General features: G+C 63.5%; 18 protein-coding genes. 11 read left to right on the forward strand and 7 right to left on the reverse strand.

From position 1 onward, the window contains the following. Position 1: 1 nt before the first annotated feature. Together BM222_RS15510 and BM222_RS15515 are read right to left on the reverse strand one after the other, a co-directional pair. A complete protein-coding gene (locus BM222_RS15510; RefSeq protein ID WP_014495555.1) occupies positions 2-649 on the reverse strand; it encodes an alpha/beta hydrolase in 648 nt (215 codons plus the stop codon). A 337-nt stretch (positions 650-986) separates the two neighbouring features. Next, positions 987-1,808, reverse strand: a complete 822-nt coding sequence (locus BM222_RS15515) for a LytTR family DNA-binding domain-containing protein (RefSeq protein WP_244547142.1) — start codon at positions 1,806-1,808, stop codon at positions 987-989. A 342-nt stretch (positions 1,809-2,150) separates the two neighbouring features. Here BM222_RS15515 and BM222_RS15520 point away from each other — a divergent pair, with 342 nt between their 5' ends. The 7 genes from BM222_RS15520 to BM222_RS15550 all read left to right on the forward strand — a co-directional run bounded on the left by BM222_RS15520 (position 2,151) and on the right by BM222_RS15550 (position 9,117). Continuing rightward, complete coding sequence (locus tag BM222_RS15520) at positions 2,151-3,290, forward strand: cysteine desulfurase family protein (protein WP_092229100.1); 1,140 nt, start codon at positions 2,151-2,153, stop codon at positions 3,288-3,290. Positions 3,291-3,403: 113 nt separating this feature from the next. Beyond that, positions 3,404-4,900: a Fe-S cluster assembly protein SufB gene (gene sufB / locus BM222_RS15525; RefSeq protein ID WP_092229101.1), complete on the forward strand. Its 1,497-nt coding sequence runs from the start codon at positions 3,404-3,406 to the stop codon at positions 4,898-4,900. Positions 4,901-4,961: 61 nt separating this feature from the next. Continuing rightward, positions 4,962-5,714: a Fe-S cluster assembly ATPase SufC gene (gene sufC / locus BM222_RS15530; protein WP_092229102.1), complete on the forward strand. Its 753-nt coding sequence runs from the start codon at positions 4,962-4,964 to the stop codon at positions 5,712-5,714. Positions 5,715-5,725: 11 nt separating this feature from the next. After that, complete coding sequence (gene sufD / locus BM222_RS15535) at positions 5,726-7,048, forward strand: Fe-S cluster assembly protein SufD (protein ID WP_092229103.1); 1,323 nt, start codon at positions 5,726-5,728, stop codon at positions 7,046-7,048. Continuing rightward, positions 7,045-8,292, forward strand: a complete 1,248-nt coding sequence (locus tag BM222_RS15540) for a cysteine desulfurase (RefSeq protein WP_092229104.1) — start codon at positions 7,045-7,047, stop codon at positions 8,290-8,292. The genes sufD and BM222_RS15540 overlap by 4 nt, the downstream gene beginning before the upstream one ends. Next, the gene (locus BM222_RS15545) at positions 8,289-8,660 is read left to right on the forward strand and encodes an SUF system Fe-S cluster assembly protein (RefSeq protein WP_092229105.1); all 372 of its coding nucleotides are present in this window, start codon (positions 8,289-8,291) and stop codon (positions 8,658-8,660) included. Before BM222_RS15540 ends, BM222_RS15545 begins: the two co-directional genes overlap by 4 nt. A 49-nt stretch (positions 8,661-8,709) precedes the next feature. Beyond that, positions 8,710-9,117, forward strand: coding sequence for a HesB/IscA family protein (locus tag BM222_RS15550; protein WP_092229106.1), 408 nt, complete (start codon positions 8,710-8,712; stop codon positions 9,115-9,117). A gap of 38 nt (positions 9,118-9,155) precedes the next feature. On the opposite strand, the gene BM222_RS15555 is transcribed toward BM222_RS15550, so the two are convergent. Next, positions 9,156-9,584, reverse strand: coding sequence for a hypothetical protein (locus BM222_RS15555; protein WP_092229107.1), 429 nt, complete (start codon positions 9,582-9,584; stop codon positions 9,156-9,158). Between the two features lie 189 nt (positions 9,585-9,773). Between BM222_RS15555 and BM222_RS15560 the strand changes: the two genes are divergently transcribed. After that, positions 9,774-10,208: a TfoX/Sxy family protein gene (locus BM222_RS15560; protein ID WP_092229108.1), complete on the forward strand. Its 435-nt coding sequence runs from the start codon at positions 9,774-9,776 to the stop codon at positions 10,206-10,208. 3 nt (positions 10,209-10,211) lie between these two features. Here BM222_RS15560 and fabA read toward each other — a convergent pair whose 3' ends face one another. From fabA to BM222_RS15580, 4 genes are all read right to left on the reverse strand, one after another. Further along, the gene (gene fabA, locus BM222_RS15565; RefSeq protein ID WP_092229109.1) at positions 10,212-10,742 is read right to left on the reverse strand and encodes a bifunctional 3-hydroxydecanoyl-ACP dehydratase/trans-2-decenoyl-ACP isomerase; all 531 of its coding nucleotides are present in this window, start codon (positions 10,740-10,742) and stop codon (positions 10,212-10,214) included. Positions 10,743-10,828: 86 nt separating this feature from the next. Further along, complete coding sequence (locus tag BM222_RS15570) at positions 10,829-11,896, reverse strand: GGDEF domain-containing protein (RefSeq protein ID WP_092229110.1); 1,068 nt, start codon at positions 11,894-11,896, stop codon at positions 10,829-10,831. A gap of 131 nt (positions 11,897-12,027) precedes the next feature. Further along, positions 12,028-13,566 (reverse strand): DEAD/DEAH box helicase, encoded by a 1,539-nt coding sequence (locus tag BM222_RS15575; RefSeq protein ID WP_092229111.1) that lies wholly within the window; start codon positions 13,564-13,566, stop codon positions 12,028-12,030. 280 nt (positions 13,567-13,846) lie between these two features. Beyond that, a complete protein-coding gene (locus BM222_RS15580) occupies positions 13,847-14,809 on the reverse strand; it encodes a helix-turn-helix transcriptional regulator (RefSeq protein ID WP_092229146.1) in 963 nt (320 codons plus the stop codon). Positions 14,810-15,002: 193 nt separating this feature from the next. Between BM222_RS15580 and BM222_RS15585 the strand changes: the two genes are divergently transcribed. From BM222_RS15585 to BM222_RS15595, 3 genes are all read left to right on the forward strand, one after another. Next, entirely contained in the window at positions 15,003-16,526 is a 1,524-nt protein-coding gene (locus BM222_RS15585) for a caspase family protein (protein WP_092229112.1), read from the forward strand. Between the two features lie 84 nt (positions 16,527-16,610). Then, the gene (locus tag BM222_RS15590) at positions 16,611-17,867 is read left to right on the forward strand and encodes an FAD-dependent oxidoreductase (RefSeq protein WP_177243240.1); all 1,257 of its coding nucleotides are present in this window, start codon (positions 16,611-16,613) and stop codon (positions 17,865-17,867) included. A gap of 179 nt (positions 17,868-18,046) precedes the next feature. Next, positions 18,047-18,814, forward strand: a complete 768-nt coding sequence (locus tag BM222_RS15595) for an outer membrane protein (RefSeq protein WP_092229114.1) — start codon at positions 18,047-18,049, stop codon at positions 18,812-18,814. Positions 18,815-18,879 lie beyond the last annotated feature (65 nt).

Below are 18,879 nucleotides of genomic sequence, written 5' to 3' on the forward strand. Positions count from 1 at the left end.
CTCAACGCACGTTGGCGAGGCGCATGTCGAGATAGGCGGTGATGGTTTCCATCAGCGGCTCGAGCTTGGCGTCGAAGAAGTGATTGGCGCCGGGGATGACCTGCTGGTCGATCACGATGCCTTTCTGCGTCTTCAGCTTCTCGACCAGCGTGTTGACGTCCTTCGGCGGCACCACCGCGTCCTTCTCGCCGTGCACGATGAGCCCTGACGACGGGCAGGGCGCAAGGAACGAGAAGTCATAGAGGTTGGCCGGCGGCGCGATCGAGATGAAGCCTTCGACCTCGGGGCGGCGCATCAAAAGCTGCATGCCGATCCAGGCGCCGAAGGAGAACCCGGCGACCCAGCAGGCACGGGCCTCAGGGTTGATGGTCTGCGCCCAGTCGAGGGCTGCCGCCGCATCCGACAATTCGCCGGTGCCGTGATCGAACGAGCCCTGGCTGCGGCCGACGCCGCGGAAGTTGAAGCGCAGCACCGAGAAGCCGCGATGCGCAAAAGCGTAGTAGCACTGGTACACGATCTGATGATTCATCGTGCCGTGAAACTGCGGATGCGGATGCAGGATCATCGCAATCGGCGCGTTCTTCTGCTTGGCCGGGTGATAGCGGCCTTCGAGGCGGCCGGCGGGGCCAGTGAAAATAACTTCAGGCATCGATGATCTCTGGATTGACTTGCTGGAGAGCTGGCCTCGGCAATCAACCGATTGTGGCCCTCATCGACAGCGATGCCGACGAAAGCGCGAATGGAAGATGAGAAGGCGTGCGCCTCGCGGTGATGCGCTGACGGCGCACGGTGACTTGACGGTGCGCGTTCTAACATAGGCTGCGGGGCAAAAAGCAAGCATCTTCGACATCTGCCAATGTGCTCAAGAGCTTAGCCTGGGATCGAGGAGCCTCGGCCGGGGCGACCGGGGTCGATCGACGGGATCGCCGGCCTCGTCGACTTTGATGTAAGTCATTGAAATAACGGATATTTATTCGGTTCGCGATTCACGCAGGCGCGGTGCGGCCTCCGAGCGAGGCGACCGCAGACCGGTAGCGGCGGCTGCCGCCCAGCGTCCTGCCGTCGTCGAAGGTGAGCTCGAAATCCCCTGACGGCTTGAACTCGATGCCGCTGACCCGGTCGAGATTGGCAAGCCGGGTCCGGTGCACGCGAACGATGGCGAAGCGGGCGAGCTCACCTTCGGTGGCGGCGAGCGTGCCCCGGATCAGGTGCTGGGTGCCGTCGGCGAGGCAATATTCGATGTAGTTGCCCGCGGAGGCGACCCACAGGATCTCCCGCGGCCTGACGCGAATGCGGCTCGTGCCGTCGCGGAGCCAGATCAGATCGGGAGAAGACGGTTGCTCCTGCGGGATGGCAGGAATGGACAGGCTTTCTTGTGCGGCCTTGCGCAGTTCGCGGCGGCTTTCGAGCAGCCAGAGCGTTGCCCCAATCAGCAATGCAGTCACCGCATCCTTGCGGAACTCATAGAGAACGGATGTCAGCGAGAAATGGAAGTCGTAGCGGTTGCCCGCGAGCCAGAGCAGGAGCTTTCGCAAGCTGACCATGCCGGCGATGTGGAGGGCCGAGAAGGCGAGCAGGGCGGCCGCACCGATTCCGATTCGCCTTGCCAGCCCCGTCGTTCCGCGCACGTACCGGACCGACAGCATCAGGATCGGAACCAGCGCCAGAATGACGATGATGCTCGTCATCTCCCAGAACAGGCGCTGGCCGAGATCGGCGGTGTCGCCGCGCCAGGCCGCGTCCTGTGCGCCGGAGAGCGCATTGACGATGCCAACGACGATCGCGATGGCAGCGATCGCCGCGAACATCGCCCACTCGCCGTTGATCCCGCTGCGCCAACCACTTGTCACGGTTGGCGATGCATCATTCCCGGGCGCTCGGTCCTCATCCCAAACCGACTCGGTGCGCTCCGTTTCCGGCGCATTGTGCCCGTCAGACATGGTCCGAAAACCGGTGATGTCTTGCCGTCAAAGAGCAGAAAACCATGTCAACACCGCAGCAACTTTCGATCTTGGATCTGGACTTGGTGCGGATTTTAGCCTTCGCCCTGCCGATCTTCTACAATTGCGGCGTGCTTTAAACGCGCGCACGAGCTGAACCGGATCGAGCCGCCCGATTGGCGCGACGACAAAAGGTGCTAAGAGGGCGCCATGCCAAGCCGCGTCTATCTCGACTGGAATGCGACCACACCGCTGCGCGCCGAGGCGCGCGCAGCGATGCGGGCCGCTGACGAGCTGATCGGCAATCCGTCCTCGGTCCACGCCGAGGGGCGGGAGGCGCGGCGGCTCGTCGAGGATGCGCGGGCGGCGCTGGCGACGGCCGTGGGCGCGCTGCCGCGGAACGTCATCTTCACCTCCGCCGGGACCGAGGCCAATGCGCTGGCGCTCTCACCGGGCCTGCGCGGCCGTTCGGGCGGTCCGGTGCAGCGGCTCCTGGTCTCCGCGATCGAACATGCCTCGGTGCTCGCGGGCGGCCGGTTCCCGGGAGAGCGCGTCAGCCAGGTCAGCGTCACGCGCTCCGGCATCGTCGATCTCGATCATCTCCGCACGCTGCTCGCGGACGGTCCGCCGGCGCTGGTCTCGATCATGGCGGCCAACAACGAGACCGGTGCGCTCCAGCCGGTGGCGGAGGCGGCCGAGATCATCCACGAGGCCGGCGGCCTCCTGCACGTCGACGCGATCCAGGCGCTGGGCAAAATTGCTTTCAACATTAACGAGGTCGGCGCGGACCTCGCGACTTTTTCCGCACACAAGATCGGGGGTCCCAAAGGCGTGGGCGCGCTGGTCGTGACCGAGGGGCTCGGCGGATTGGAGCCGGTGTTGCGGGGCGGCGGACAGGAGCTCGGCCGTCGGGCGGGAACCGAGAATGTTGCCGGGATAGCGGGCTTCGGCGCCGCGGTGAAAGCCGCCCTTCAGGCTCTGCTTGAGGATGCGGAACGGATGGCAAGTCTCAGAGACCGCTTGGTAAATGGCATCGGGGCGGTTGCCGGCGCAACCGTCTTCGCGGAGGCCGTGAAGAGGTTGCCCAATACCGTTTTGTTCACCGCGCCAGGGCTCAAGGCCGAGACTGCCGTGATCGGCTTCGACCTCGAGGGGATCGCGGTATCCTCGGGCTCGGCCTGCTCCTCGGGCAAGGTCCAGCCCTCGCACGTACTTTCCGCGATGGGATTCGACCCCGCGGTGGCCCAGGGAGCGGTGCGCCTCAGTCTGGGCTGGTCCACGGAACCCGAGGACATCAATCGCGCCTTGGAGGCTTGGCGAAAGCTCGGTAATACCCTACTTAAGGGCTAAGCGACGAAACACGGCTTGAACGGTTCTAAGCCCGTGCTTTCCGCCAGTAAACATCGTAAGACTCGTTCGAGTTTGATCCACCGCGGTCCTTGAAACCGCGAGCGGAGGATAGAATGCCAGCCGTGCAAGAGACGGTCGAGCGCGTGAAGCGCATCGACGTCGATCAGTATCGTTATGGGTTTGAGACCCTGATCGAGTCCGACAAGGCCCCCAAGGGGCTGTCGGAAGAGACCGTCAAATTCATCTCCCAGAAGAAGAATGAGCCCGCGTGGATGCTGCAGTGGCGGCTCGAGGCCTATCGGCGCTGGCTGACTATGACCGAGCCGACCTGGGCGCGCGTCGACTATCCCAAGATCGACTTCCAGGATCTTTATTACTACGCCGCGCCGAAGCCGAAGAAGACGGTCACCTCGCTCGACGAGATCGATCCGGAGATTCTGAGGACCTACGAGAAGCTTGGCATCCCCTTGCGGGAAGTCGCCATGCTCGAAGGCGTCGAGCCGAAGGTGGGTGAACAAGATCCCGCCCGCCGCAAGATCGCGGTCGATGCGGTCTTCGATTCGGTCTCGGTTGCGACCACGTTCAAGGCGGAGCTGAAGAAGGCCGGCGTGATCTTCATGCCGATCTCGGAGGCGATCCGCGAGCACCCTGAACTGGTACAGAAATATCTCGGCTCGGTGGTTCCGACCTCGGACAATTTCTACGCGACGCTGAACTCGGCGGTGTTCTCCGACGGCTCGTTCGTCTACGTGCCGCCGGGCGTGCGCTGCCCGATGGAGCTGTCGACCTATTTCCGCATCAACGAGCGCAACACCGGCCAGTTCGAGCGCACCCTGATCATCGCCGACAAGGGCTCTTACGTCTCCTATCTCGAAGGCTGCACCGCCCCGCAGCGCGACGAGAATCAGTTGCACGCTGCCGTGGTCGAGCTCGTGGCGCTCGATGACGCCGAGATCAAATATTCGACGGTGCAGAACTGGTATCCGGGCAATTCGGAAGGCAAGGGCGGCATCTACAATTTCGTCACCAAGCGTGGCGACTGCCGCGGCAATAATTCCAAGATCTCCTGGACCCAGGTCGAAACAGGTTCGGCGATCACCTGGAAATATCCGAGCTGTATCCTGCGCGGCGACAACTCCCGCGGCGAGTTCTACTCGATCGCGATCTCGAACGGCTTCCAGCAGGTCGACTCGGGCACCAAGATGATCCATCTCGGCAAGAACACGTCGAGCCGCATCATCTCCAAGGGCATCGCCGCCGGCAAGTCGCAGAACACCTATCGCGGCCTCGTCACCGCGCATCGCAAGGCGACCGGCGCGCGTAACTTCACGGCCTGCGATTCCCTGCTGATCGGCGACAAATGCGGCGCGCACACCGTGCCCTATATCGAGGCCAAGAACTCGTCGGCGACGTTCGAGCACGAGGCGACGACCTCGAAGATCTCCGAAGACGTGCTGTTCTACTGCATACAGCGTGGTCTTTCGCAGGAAGAGGCCGTCGGCCTCGTCGTCAATGGCTTCGTCAAGGACGTGCTGCAGCAACTGCCGATGGAATTCGCGGTGGAAGCACAGAAGCTGATCTCGATCTCGCTTGAAGGGTCGGTCGGCTGATTGCCGGCCCTCGCGGTGCGCTGAGGCGCTCCAACATCATCTGAATGAACTGGATACCAAGATGGCTTTGCTTGAAGTGAAAGACCTCAAGGTTCGTGTCGAGGAGCGTGAGATCCTCCACGGGCTGACGCTGACCGTGAACGAAGGCGAGGTGCACGCGATCATGGGGCCGAACGGCTCCGGCAAGTCGACGCTCTCGCACGTCATCGCCGGCAAGCCCGGCTATGAGGTCACAGATGGCCAGATCCTGTTCAAGGGCGAGGACCTGCTGGAGATGGCTCCCGAGGAGCGCGCGGCCAAGGGCGTGTTCCTGGCGTTCCAGTATCCGGTCGAGATTCCCGGCGTCGCCACCATGACCTTCCTGCGCACCGCGCTGAATGCGCAGCGCAAGGCCCGCGGCGAGAGCGAATATTCGACGCCGGACTTTTTGAAGAAGGTCCGCGAAGTCTCGAAGTCGCTGAACATCCCGCAGGACATGCTCAAGCGCGGCGTCAATGTCGGCTTCTCCGGCGGCGAGAAGAAGCGCAACGAGGTGCTGCAGATGGCGCTGTTCGAGCCGAGCCTGTGCATCCTCGACGAGATGGATTCGGGCCTCGACATCGACGCGCTGCGCATCGCGGCCGACGGCGTCAACGCGCTGCATTCGCCCAAGCGCGCGATGGTGGTGATCACCCACTATCAGCGCCTGCTGAACTACATCGTGCCTGATTTCGTACACGTGATGTCGAAGGGCCGCGTCGTGAAGAGCGGTGATAAGCAACTGGCGCTGGAGCTGGAGGAGTCCGGCTACGCCCAGTTCGAGGACGCTGCGTAAGGGATTTTGCGATGAACGTTGCTTTGGCCAAGACCGGGAACGGCCGCGCGGTGAGCGATCTCTTCACCAGCGCCGAGGGCCGCCTGCCCGGTTCGCCCGCGGTCGCAGCAGTACGCCGCGAGGCGTTCGAGACCTACGAGCGTCTCGGCCTGCCGCATCGCCGGATCGAGGAATGGAAATACACCGACCTGCGCGCGCTGGTCGGCGAGGTGCTGCCGCTGGCCGCCGCGCCCGATTCGGCTGCGCTGAAGCGCGCCGCGGAGGCCGTGAAGGCGCATGCGGTCGCCGGCGCTCGCAAGCTGGTGCTGGTCGACGGCGTGTTCGCGGCCGATCTCTCCGACGTGAAGGCACTCGCGTCCGAAGCGAGCCTCAAGACGCTGCACGAGGCCCTGGCGAACGAGGCCAATGCTGCCGCTGGGGATCTGCTTCAGACCGCCACGACCGATGCGGTGATCTCGCTCAATGCGGCGATGGCGACGGACGGCGTTGTGGTGTCGGTGGCTGACGGAACGCAATTGTCCGCCCCGATCCAGATCATTCACGTCGCGACAGCGGCTGGCGCATCCGCGTTCACCCGCTCGCATCTGCGGATCGGCAAGAACGTCCGCGCGACGGTCGTCGAGAGCTTCGTCGCCGCCGGGAAGGTAGGCGGCTATCAGGTCAACGATGCGGTGATCCTCTGGGTCGGCGACAACGCGGACGTCGCGCACATTCGCCTGATGGACGATGCGCCTGACGCCGTGAACGTCACCTCGCATTTCGTCACCGTCGGCGCCGACGTGAAGTTCAATATCTTCAACATGACCGCAGGCGCCGCGGTCAGCCGCTTGCAGGGCTTCATCACGCTGGCAGGCGAGAACAGCGAGCTCTCCGCCAACGGCGTCAACCTGCTCCAGAAGACCGAGCATGGCGACACCACGCTGGTCGTCGACCATGCGGTCCCGAACTGCGTCAGCCGCGAAGTGTTCCGCGCCGTGATCGACGATCGCGCCCATTCGGTGTTCCAGGGCCGCATCATCGTTCGCCCCGACGCGCAGAAGACCGACGGCAAGATGATGACGCGGGCGCTGCTGCTCTCGGACGAAGCCGAGGCCGACAACAAGCCGGAGCTCGAGATCTTCGCCGACGACGTTTCCTGCGGTCACGGCGCCACCGCCGGCGCGCTCGACGACAGCCTGCTGTTCTATCTGAAAGCCCGAGGCCTGCCCGAGAAGCAAGCCCAGGCGCTGCTGATTCAGGCGTTTGTCGGCGAAGCGATCGAGCAGATCGCCGATGATGGCCTCCGCGAGCACGTGATCGGCATTGCCGAGCGCTGGCTGGAGCGGCGGTCATGAGCACGCATCCCGCAGTCAGGAACGGCGCCTACGACGTCGAGCGCGTGCGCCGGGACTTTCCGGCGCTTAGCCTGCAGGTCTACGGCAAGAATCTGGTCTATCTCGACAATGCGGCTTCGGCGCAGAAGCCGAGCGCCGTGCTCGAGCGCATGACGCAGGCCTACACTAGCGAATACGCCAACGTGCATCGTGGCCTGCATTATCTCGCGAACGCTGCGACCGAGGCCTATGAGGGCGGCCGCACCAAGGCGGCGCAGTTCATCAATGCGCCCCGATCTGAGGAAGTGATCTTCACCCGCAACGCGACGGAAGCGATCAATCTGGTTGCCTCCTCCTGGGGCGGTCCGAACATCAAAGAGGGCGACGAGATCGTCCTCTCGATCATGGAGCACCACTCCAACATCGTTCCCTGGCATTTCCTCAGGGAGCGCCAGGGTGCCGTGATCAAATGGGCGCCTGTCGATGACGAGGGCAATTTTCTCATCGACGAGTTCGAGAAGCTGCTGACATCGAAGACCAAGCTGGTCGCGATCACGCAGATGTCGAATGCGCTCGGCACCATCGTTCCGGTCAAGGACGTCGTGAAGATCGCGCACGCCCGCGGCATTCCCGTGCTGGTCGACGGCAGCCAGGGCGCCGTGCATCTGCCTGTTGACGTCCAGGACATCGGCTGCGACTTCTACGTCTTCACCGGCCACAAGGTCTACGGTCCGACCGGCATCGGCGTGCTCTGGGCCAAGTACGATCACCTCGTGGCGATGCGCCCCTTCAACGGCGGTGGCGAGATGATCCGCGAGGTGTCGCGCGAGGTCGTCACCTATGGCGATCCCCCGCACAAGTTCGAGGCCGGCACGCCCGCGATCGTCGAAGCCGTTGGTCTCGGGGCTGCCATCGACTACGTCAATTCGATCGGCAAGGAACGCATCGCCGCTCACGAGCACGATCTCGTCACCTACGCCCAGGAGCGCTTGCGCGAAATCAACTCGCTGCGCCTGATCGGCACCGCGCGGGGCAAGGGCCCGGTGATCTCCTTCGAGCTCAAGGGCGCGCACGCCCACGACGTCGCCACCGTGATCGACCGTCAGGGCATCGCGGTGCGTGCCGGCACCCATTGCGTGATGCCGCTTTTAGAGCGGTTCAACGTGACTGCCACCTGCCGGGCCTCGTTCGGCATGTACAATACGCGGGAAGAAGTCGATCATCTGGCACAGGCGCTGCTCAAGGCGCGGGATTTGTTCGCATGAGTGACACGGCCGAAATCAAAGCCAATCCGATGGAGACCCATTCGGCGCTGCCGCCGGAGGAGACCGAGCGTCTGACCAGAGAGATCATCGCCGGCCTCAAGACCGTGTTCGATCCCGAAATTCCGGCCGACATCTATGAGCTCGGCCTGATCTACAAGGTCGAGATCAAGGATGACCGTTCCGTGGACGTCCAGATGACGCTGACGACGCCGAATTGTCCGGCCGCCGGTGAGCTGCCGACCATGGTCGAGAACGCGGTCGCCAGCGTCCCCGGCGTCGGCGTGGTCGACGTCAAGGTGGTCTGGGAGCCGGCCTGGACACCGGAACGCATGAGCGACGAGGCGCGCCTCGTGCTCAACATGTGGTGACGCGTAAACTCGATATTGAATTTGCTCCGCAACGGACCACATCCCTGACATGACACAGATATCGTCCGGCTCGACACCAGCATCCACTCCGAAGCCGCGGCGTCCGCGCCCGCAGGTGATGCGACTGACGGATGCCGCAGCGCAACGCATCAGCGAGCTGACCCAGCGCGCCGATTCCGAGATCGTCGGCCTGCGCGTCGGCGTGAAGAACGGCGGCTGTGCCGGCCAGTCCTACACGGTCGAATACGCCCACGAGATCCGCCCGACCGACGAGGTCGTCGAGGACAAGGGCGTCAAGATCCTGGTCGACCCCAAGGCCGTGCTGTTCCTGCTCGGCACCGAGATGGACTACAAGGCCGACAAGATGCAGGCCCAGTTCGTCTTCAACAACCCCAACCAGATCTCCGCCTGCGGCTGCGGCGAGTCGGTCGAGCTGCGCCCGGCGAAGATCGACTGACGCAATCGTCGCGGCTCGACCAAGTCGCGCGGCCGCGCCTACTTCCCGAGTGATGCTCTTATCATGATGCTCTCGAGGGCCTTGCGCGTTTCGAGCGAAACGTCTTGGTCGGCGGGAAAGTCAATGAACGGGGTCACCCACGGTTCCTTCTCGTTCGGATCATCGTAATAAGGATTGTAGGCCATCATCCTAATTGACTGGTCGGCAGTCCGCGATCTCAGGATGAATGAATTGTGCGTCTTGCCGTTCACTTTGATGGTGCCGTTCATCACGATTCCAACGAACTCCGATCCGCTGTGATCCGCGCTGAGCCAGTCCATTGCCATGGTCTCGACGTGTGCGAGATCGTCTGTCTTGAGCGCATGTGATTGATATCGCAAATTCCACCAGCCCGTCACAGTGGTACCGAGCGCCGTATTCTCGAAGCCGAATGTCTTCATGTGCAGGAAAGCGATCCGGATCTGCACTCGAGCAAATCGCGCCAGATTTGCCAGCTTGCGATTCAGCGGTCTCGGAAACACAATGATATCCCGGCTATCTATTCCGGGTAGAGACTATCATAAGTAGCATCTACCGCAATCATTTAGCTTTGCGCGAACGCGACTGCACGGCCGGTGATACGTTGATCCGCAGGCGGCGAACGTAACGGGGGAGACATGGAGCGCGAATTCCTGATCGACCTGTTCGCCGATTTCGGCCCGGTCGCCATCCGAAAGATGTTCTCCGGCTACGGCATTTCTGCCGACGGCATCAACTTCGCGCTTGCCTTGCGCGCCGGCCTGTTCTTCCGCGCCGACGCGGTGACCATTCCGGACTTTGAGGCTGAAGGCTCAAAGCCGTTCCAATATTCGACCCGCGCCAAGACCGTGACGGTCAATTCCTACTGGGAGCTGCCGGCGCGCCTGTTCGATGATTCCGCCGAGCTGGCGCAATGGGCAAGGGCAGCGCTTGCCGCCGCGCAGCGCGCCAAGGTGAAGAAGCGGCCGAAGGCGAAGCAAGCGGCGAAGAAGACCGCGGGCAAGCCGGCGAAAGCGCCGAAGAAGGCGACCAAAAAGGCGGCCCCGCGAAAGGGTGCCAAGCGTCGGGCTTGAGGATCACTCCACGGCCTTGGTCAGGCCGACCCGCATGTCCTTCGCCACGAACACACTGACGCCGTCCGCAACGACACGGCCATCGGCAATGCCGAGCACCAGCTTGCCGCGACGGACCATGCGCATGGCAACTTCGTAGCGGACCGAGCGCGTCTCCGGGGTGATGGCGCCCGTCACCTCGACCTCGCCGACGCCGATGGCGCGGCCTTTGCCTGGCGAGCCCGACCAGCCGAGCCAGTATCCGACCATCTGCCACATCGCATCCAGGCCCAGGCTTCCCGGCATCATTGCATCACCGCGATAGTGGCAATCGAAGAACCAGTGGTCCGGCACGATGTCGAACTCGCCCACGATATGGCCCTTGCCGTACTCGCCGCCATCCAGGCTGATCTCGATAATGCGGTCCATCATCAGCATCGGCGGCGCCGGCAATTGCGCGTTGCCCGCGCCGAAATAACCGCCTTCGCTCGATCTCAGCAGCTCGTCCTTGGTGTAGGACGGTTGTGGCGTGTGAAAATCATGCGGATTGGGCACGACGAGAAATCCTCGATGCGATCTGGCGAGGAAAATGTCGTTCGTCAGGTTGGAATGTCAAGCGGGGGCGGATCTCGCGGCCCTGATCACGCCACCCGGTTGTACGTCTCGATCGTGTATTCCGGGTCGACTTCGCAGATCACACGGTTACGGCCGTTGCGCTTGGCCGCGTAGAGGCAGGAGTCCGCACGATCGATCAACGTTTCGGTGTCGTCACCCTGCTTCAGCATGGATACGCCGACGGAGATGGTGACGCGGCCGAGGATCTCGCCGGTCGATTTCTTCTTCAATTCCTTCGCCATCACGGCACGGCGGATATGGTCGGCGACGGTGAGGGCCTGGCGCAGCGCGGTGTTGGGCAGCACGACCGCGAATTCCTCGCCGCCATAGCGCGCGGTGATGTCCTGGCCCTTGATTGTCTGCTTCAGCGACAGGCCGACGAGCCGGAGCACCTGGTCGCCCGTGAGATGACCATAGGAATCGTTGAAGGACTTGAAATGGTCGATGTCGAACAGCAGCAGCGACAGCGGCTCGCCGCTCGCAAGCGCGCTCTGCACCGCCATGCCGATCATGCGGTCGAAATATTTGCGGTTGCCGAGCCCGGTCAGCGGGTCGGTCAGGCTCTCGGCGCGGATCGCTTCCAGGCTCTGCTGCAGATTGCTGATCTCGCTCTTCGACAGCGTCAACCGGTCTTCCAGCGCCCTGTTGGTCTCGCGCATCTCGCTGGTCGAGCGCAGCAGCGCTTCGACGATCGTCTTGATCTGCTCGGGCGTCCCGGACGACGACAGTTTTTTCGTCGCGTCCGAGAGGCTGGCATCGTAGGCGCCGGTCATGCCGAGCGCCTCTCTCAGCACCCTCGTCACGTCGTCGATCTCGGCGATGACGCGCGCACCGACCTTGTCGATACGGTCGGTCGTTTTGATGTGGGAGAGATAGGTGTCGTAGATCTGCTCGAGATCGGCTTCGGACAGCTTGCCGTTGCGTGCCAGCGTCTCGTTGATGATCTTGTTGAGCGGTGCGTTGTAGCCGGTCGCGTAGACGTACCAGATCTCGTAATTGCGGGGAATCGCGGTTTGCTTCAGCGACCGTATCTGACCGAGCGCCACCTCGGCGAACGCCATCGAGCGTTCGTGTTCATCGAGCACCTTGACCACCGAACATACCCCACACAGCGGCTCCGTGCGCCACCGGCCGCAGCAATGCTTAAATTATGTTCGTAGGCTAACGGACGATCGTGAATGGTCGGTAAACGACCGAACGTTCAACTCAGGCGTGTATCCTGGTTTCAGGCGCCGGCGGGGGAGCGCACCGGTCGGAGCAGAAACGCCGGGAGATGCGAGTGATCGCCGGGCTCGGTGTCGGCCTCGCGCTGGCGGCGTGGTTCGGGGCGGCCGATCGACGGCACGTGCGAATTGTTGGCCTGCTGGCGCGATCCTCCGCGCGGTTCGGATGACTGCCTTGCTTCGCGCGGAGGTCTTGCCTCGCGCGCAGGTCTTGCCTCGCGCGCAGGCCGTGCTTCCGCAGAGGGCCTTGTTCCATCCGACGACGGCATTGCCTCGGAGGCGTGTCGCGGCTCGTGGCTGCGCTCACGGTCGCGACCGCGCTGTGGCTTGCCGCGTCCCCCACGGGAACGTTCACGATCGCGACCGCGCGCTTCGCGCGGACGGTCGCTCCGCTCCCCCGAATCCGCAGGCACTTCGAAATCGCCCTCGGCGCGGGGAATGCTCTGGCCGATCAGCTTTTCGATCGCGACCATCGACTTCTGATCGAGCGGCGTGACGATCGAGATCGCGGTGCCGGTGCGGCCTGCGCGGCCGGTGCGGCCAACACGATGGACGTAGTCGTCGGGATGGTGCGGGACGTCGAAATTGAAGACGTGGCTGACCTCGGGAATGTCGAGGCCGCGGGCGGCAACGTCGGAGGCCACCAGCAACGGGAGCTCGCCTTTGCGGAACTGTTCGAGCGCTGCCATGCGGGCCGGCTGGTCCATGTCGCCGTGCAGTGCGCCGACGCTGAAGCCGTGTTTCTGAAGCGATTTGTGAACGATCGCGACTTCGCGCTTGCGATTGCAGAAGATAATCGCGTTCTTGAGATCCTTGGCCTCGCGCAGCAATTTGCGGAGAAGCTCGCGCTTCTCGTGGGCCTCGCGCCCGGCGGGAACCTGCGACTGCGTGACGGTGACGGCTGTGGTGGCGGGCTTGGAGACCTCGACCTTCTGCGGATTGTGCAGAAAGGCCTCGGTGATGCGCCGGATTTCCGGCGGCATCGTCGCGGTGAAGAAAAGGGTCTGCCGCGTGAAGGGAACGAGCTTGCAGATGCGCTCGATGTCGGGAATGAAGCCCATGTCGAGCATGCGGTCGGCTTCGTCGATCACGAGCAGCTCGACGCCGGTGAGCAACAGGCCGCCGCGCTCGGTATGGTCGAGCAGGCGGCCGGGGGTGGCGATCAGCACGTCGACGCCGCGGGTCAGCTTGGCATCCTGGTCACCGAAGGAGACGCCGCCGATCAGCAGGGCGACGTTGAGTTTCTGGCCGGCCCCGTAGCGGTCGAAGTTTTCCTTGACCTGAGCCGCGAGTTCGCGGGTCGGCTCGAGGATCAGCGTGCGTGGCATGCGTGCGCGGGCGCGACCCTTTTCGAGAATGGTGAGCATCGGCAGCACGAAGGCGGCGGTCTTGCCGGTGCCGGTCTGGGCGATGCCGAGCACATCCTTGCGTGCGAGGACGTGGGGGATCGCCTGTTCCTGAATGGGGGTGGGGGTGGTGTAACCGGTGGCCGCCACTGCGGCGAGGACTTTTTCGGACAGTCCGAGATTAGAAAAGGACATTGAGCCTCTGGTCGAAACCGCCGTTCGGAATCGAGAGTAAGAAGGCTGTCGCGTTCCACCCCGAAACGGCGCGCTCTCAAAGAAGCTGGGGGTGCTGACTCACGCGAACAAAGCGCCAGGCTCAGGAATCGCTTTTCGATCTGAGCCGCGTCGACCCGGAACATAGGGTGGAATCGGCCAAAGTCAATGGAGCAGGCGCGGGAAGGTCCTTAAAACCTTAAGGTTTTTGGACAAATACCGGCTGTAACTCGGCTTTTCGCCGCTCTGGCCGGCCCGGTGGTTAACGTGACCCTGCAGCCTGGGCCCGGAAATCACCGGGCGCCATGCCGTAGGCGGCATTGAAGAGCCGGTAATAGGTTGCCAGGCTCTCAAAACCGCACGCCTTGGCGATGTCGGCAATCAGCCGCTCCGGCGCTTCGCACATCAGCCGTCGGCTTTGCTTCAACCGCTCTTCGGTCACGGTCTGGGAGAAGCTGCGCTCCCCGGCCTCAAACAGCATGTGCAGGTGCCGGACGGAGACGCCGAGCAGGTCGGCCACCCGGGCCGGCGCCAGATCGGGGTCCTGCAAATTGTGGGCGATCAGGCGCCGGGCCAGCGACAGGCGGGCGGTCCGAAGCGCGGCCTGTGCGCGTCGGCTGACCGGCCTGACGATGCCGCGCTCGATCAGCGCGAGATGTCCCAGCGCCTGTACCAGCGGGATTGCGTCGGGGGCCCCCTCATTGGCCGCAGCCTCGCGGAGATCGGCAAAGCAGGCATCGAGCAGGGAAGCCAGAGCGGGATCGTTGAACGGTTTCGGCGCAAGCTCGCGAATGCGCTTGTCCTGGGTTGCAAGCCCGCTGACCGGGATCTTCAGGATCCGCAGGTGAAAGCCGGCATCGCCCAGTGGTTTGGTGCGGTAGGGCAGGTCCGTATGGCTGGTGGCGAAGCTGCCATTGGCAATGGCGAAATCGCTGGAGCGCATGCCGCCGAACCAGCCGCCACCGCCGAGCTGCTGGTAGACGCAGATGCTGTCACCCGGTGCGTGGCCGATGTCGGCCTGGCTCCGTTCGACCGCATAGGCCGAGGCCTTCAGCTCGACCAGGGCGCCATTGCCGACCTGGCCCAGCGAGAATTCACCGTAGAAGTCGCTCCGCCGTTCACGCTCGAGTTCCGCGGTGACGCCGAACAAGCCCTTCGCCCGGACCTCGCGCCAATAGTCGAAACGGTCGTGCGGCTCGACCTCGTCGGTGCACCAGCGATACACGGCAGCCCTCGTCTCGAACGGAATTCCGTCCAAGAAGAAGCAGATTCCGGTGGAATCTGCCATAGGCCAGATGGGCGGAGCTGATAGGACGGGCCGGTTGAACCGCCGTTGCGGCTGAGCCGACTATCACATCGACGGGGGCGGGCTTCCGGATGGAGGCGTTGGGAAGCCGTTCTCAAGGGGGAACATCGAGATGACGCGTCGGGTTTTCAGACTTTTGGCAGCGATTGGCGTTGCGGCGAGCCTCGGCAGTTTCGTTGACGCCGCCCACGCCGAAAAGCGCGTCGCGCTCGTCGTCGGCAACAACGACTACAAAAACGTTCCAAAGCTCCAGAAGGCCGTCAACGATGCCCGCACGATGGGCGATACGCTGAAGCAGCTCGGCTTCCAGGTGATGGTCGCTGAAAACCAGAACCGTCAGCAATTCGCTGAGACGCTCCTGGCGTTCGATCGGGCGATCGAGCCCGGCGACACGGCGTTCTTCTTCTATGCAGGCCACGGTTTCGAGATCGCGGGTCAGAATTATCTGCTGCCGACCGATGTCCCGGCGGCGACCGAAGGCCAGGAAGAGCTGGTGCGCGACGCCTCCATTCTCGCCGATCGCGTCGTCGAGCGTCTCCAGAACAAGAAGGCACGCACCTCGATCCTCGTGTTCGACGCCTGCCGCAACAATCCGTTCGAACGATCAGGCACGCGTGCGGTGGCCGGCGGCGGCGGGCTTGCGCCGATGACACAGCTTCCTGAGGGCGTGTTCTCGGTGTTCTCGGCCGGGCCGCGGCAAACCGCGCTCGATCGTCTCTCGAACGACGATGCCAATCCGAACTCGGTGTTCACCCGCACCTTCGCCAGGGAGCTGCTGCAGCCCGGCGAGAATCTGGTGCAGGTCGCGCAGCATACGCGCCGTCTGGTCAGCGAGATGGCCGACACCGTCAAGCACAAGCAGGTGCCGGTTTATTTCGACCAGATGGTCGACGACGTCTTCCTCAGCGGTGCCGCGAAGGATGCCGCGGCAGGCGCGATACGGCCGGCCGATCCGCCGCCGCAGAAGGTCGCGGCGCTGCCGCCGGTGTCGGTGCCGCGCGTGCCGAAGGAGGAGACCACCAACGCGCCGATCGCGAGCTTCTCGCGCCACAATGGCGGCTGGAGCGTGACGTTCTCGTTTGCCGACCCTACGCTCGGCGTGTCCTGGCGCATGGCCGGCACTGGTGATTTCCGCGAGACCGGCTTCATGGACACGCTCGATCCGCGCACCCGCAAGCGGATGCCAAATCCGTCGATCGAGCTGCCTGCGGATGCGCCGGCCGGCACCATCGAGGTTCGTTACGTCGATGCCTCCGGCGACATGCAGGGTCCGTTCCCGATCAAGTTCGATCCGGAAGCGGCGCTGATCCGCGACCAGCGCAAGATCCTCGACATGACCGCCACGAGCTGGCTGTCGTTCCGCCAGTTCAACGGACTGCTGGTCTACTACACGCATTTGGTGTCGTATCGTTGTGCAATCCGCGAGGTGCGCATCGGCATCGACACCGCGGTACCGGACAAGGTGCTGAAGCTGCCGCCGTGCGATCTCCGTGATCCCTCTGGGATCACGGCCGGCATGCTGCTCTATGAGAAGCTGCCGCCGGCGACGCAGTTCATGTCCGTCGAATTGATCTACCGCGATGGCAGCGTCTCGGAGGTCAAGAGCTTCCGCACCGCGAACCGCAGCAACAATTGAGCGGTTCCCCCCGATCGAATTGAGCCTTTGTCGCGGGTGAGCGTTACAATCCCTTGTTGGATCGAAACGCCAGGAGATCGGATCATGGACGCAGCCACGCCTCAACAATCCCGGCCGCGCTCCATGAAGGTCCGCTGCTGTATCGTCGGCGGCGGACCCGCCGGCATGATGCTCGGCTATCTGCTCGGACGTGCCGGCATCGATGTCGTTGTGCTGGAGAAGCACGCCGATTTCTTCCGCGATTTTCGCGGCGACACCGTGCATCCCTCGACGCTTCAGGTGATGGACGAGCTAGGCTTGATCGACGGGTTCCTCAAGCTGCCGCATCAGCGCTTGCAGAAGATGGACGGCCTGTTCGGCGGCACCAAGGTGCGGATCGCCGATCTCAGCCGGCTGAATACGAAATACCCGTTCATCGCCTTCATGCCGCAATGGGATTTTCTCAATTTCCTGCGCGAGGCGGGCAAGCGCTTTGCCTCCCTGAAGGTTTTGATGAGCACGGAGGCGGTCGACCTGATCCGCCGCGGCGACGCAATTGCCGGTGTGCGCGCCAGGACGCGCGACGGCATCGTCGACATCGAGGCCGATCTCACCGTTGCCTGCGACGGGCGGCATTCGACGGTGCGCGAACGCGCAGGCCTTGCCGTCGAGGAGATCGGTGCGCCGATGGATGTGCTCTGGTTCCGTGCCGGCCGGTCTGGCGACGAAACCGAAAATCTGTTCGCGCGCGTCGAGCCAGGCAAGATGATGGTGACCTTCGATCGCGGCGATTACTGGCAGTGCGCCTATGTCATCGCCAAGGGACAATATGATGCGGTGAGGGCGAGGGGACTACAGGCGCTGCTCGACGACGTCGTGCGCATGGCACCGATCCTCGAGCGCGGGATTGGCGACGTGAGGAGCTTTGACGATGTCAAGCTTCTCACCGTCGCGATCAATCGCCTGGGCCGCTGGACCAGGCCCGGCTTGCTCTGCATCGGCGACGCCGCGCATGCGATGTCGCCGGTCGGCGGCGTCGGCGTCAATCTTGCCGTGCAGGATGCGGTCGCGACTGCCAATCTGCTCGCGGACAAGCTGACGCGCGGCTGTCCATCGGACGAAGAGCTCGATGCGATCAGGCGGCGCCGCGAGTTCCCGGTGAAGATGACGCAGGCGATGCAGGTGATCGTGCAGAACAACATCATCAGCGGCGCGCTGAAGGGCGGCGATCAACCGCTCAAGGTGCCGCTTGTCCTGCGCCTCATCAATGCGCTGCCATGGCTTCAGAGTATTCCGGCGCGCTTCATCGCCATCGGGGTGCGGCCCGAGCACGTGCATTCGACAGCCGTGCCGGCACCCTGATGCAGCGATTTGGTAGGGATAACGCCGCGTTAAATCACGACTTCGGCGTTGCGTGGGTGCAACAGCGCCTCCGGATTCAAGGACCGCCAACTGCCAATCCCGGGTCTTAACTTTCTTGATTCAAATTTGAGTAAGAACTGCGTGTGAGCGTGCGCCCATCAAAGGACACGGGGTGTACCATGCGTAACAAGTTGATTGCCGCCTTCGCCTGCACGACCGCTCTGGTTTCGACTGGTGCAGCTTCCGCCGCCGATCTCGCCGCGCGTCCCTACACCAAGGCGCCTGCCTATATCGAGCCGCTGTTCAACTGGACCGGTTTCTACGTTGGTGGTCACATCGGCGGCGCCTGGACCAACGAGCAGTTCATCAACAACGGCGTCGGTGCCCCGTTCGGCGATCTGACGCCGGGGCAGGGTTACCGTCAGCGTAGCGCCGGCATCATGGGCGGCGCCCAGATCGGCTACAACTGGCAGGCCAACAACTACGTGTTCGGCATGGAAGGCACGATTTCCGGCCTGGACAACAAGGGCACCATCGTGAACACCGCGTTCGCTCCGGGCGGCAACGTCTTCAGCTGGCGCGCCAACGTGCTCGCAACGGTGGTCGGCCGCGCCGGCTTCGCCGTGCAGAACAACCTGTTCTACATCAAGGGCGGCTATGCGGGCGTGAACAACCGCCTCTCGGTGACCGATACGGTGGGAGTGACCGGCTCGGGTGGTCAGACCCACTGGGCCAACGGCTGGACGGTGGGCGCGGGTTGGGAATACGGCATCACCCGCAACTGGATCGTCGGCCTCGAGTACAATTACGCGGCCTTCGGCGGCCAGACCTATCAACTCGGCGGCACCTCGGGCAACTACACCTTCGATGCCAAGCCGCGTGACATCCAGTGGGCCGTCGTCCGCGCGAGCTACAAGTTCGACGCGCCTGCGATCGCACGCTACTGAGCCAAAAACGATCAATCAGCAAAAAAAGATCACTGCCAACAATTCAAAGCCCCGGCATTGCCGGG

It is taken from the genome of Bradyrhizobium sp. Gha, assembly GCF_900113735.1.
Classification (GTDB): Bacteria; Pseudomonadota; Alphaproteobacteria; order Rhizobiales; family Xanthobacteraceae; genus Bradyrhizobium.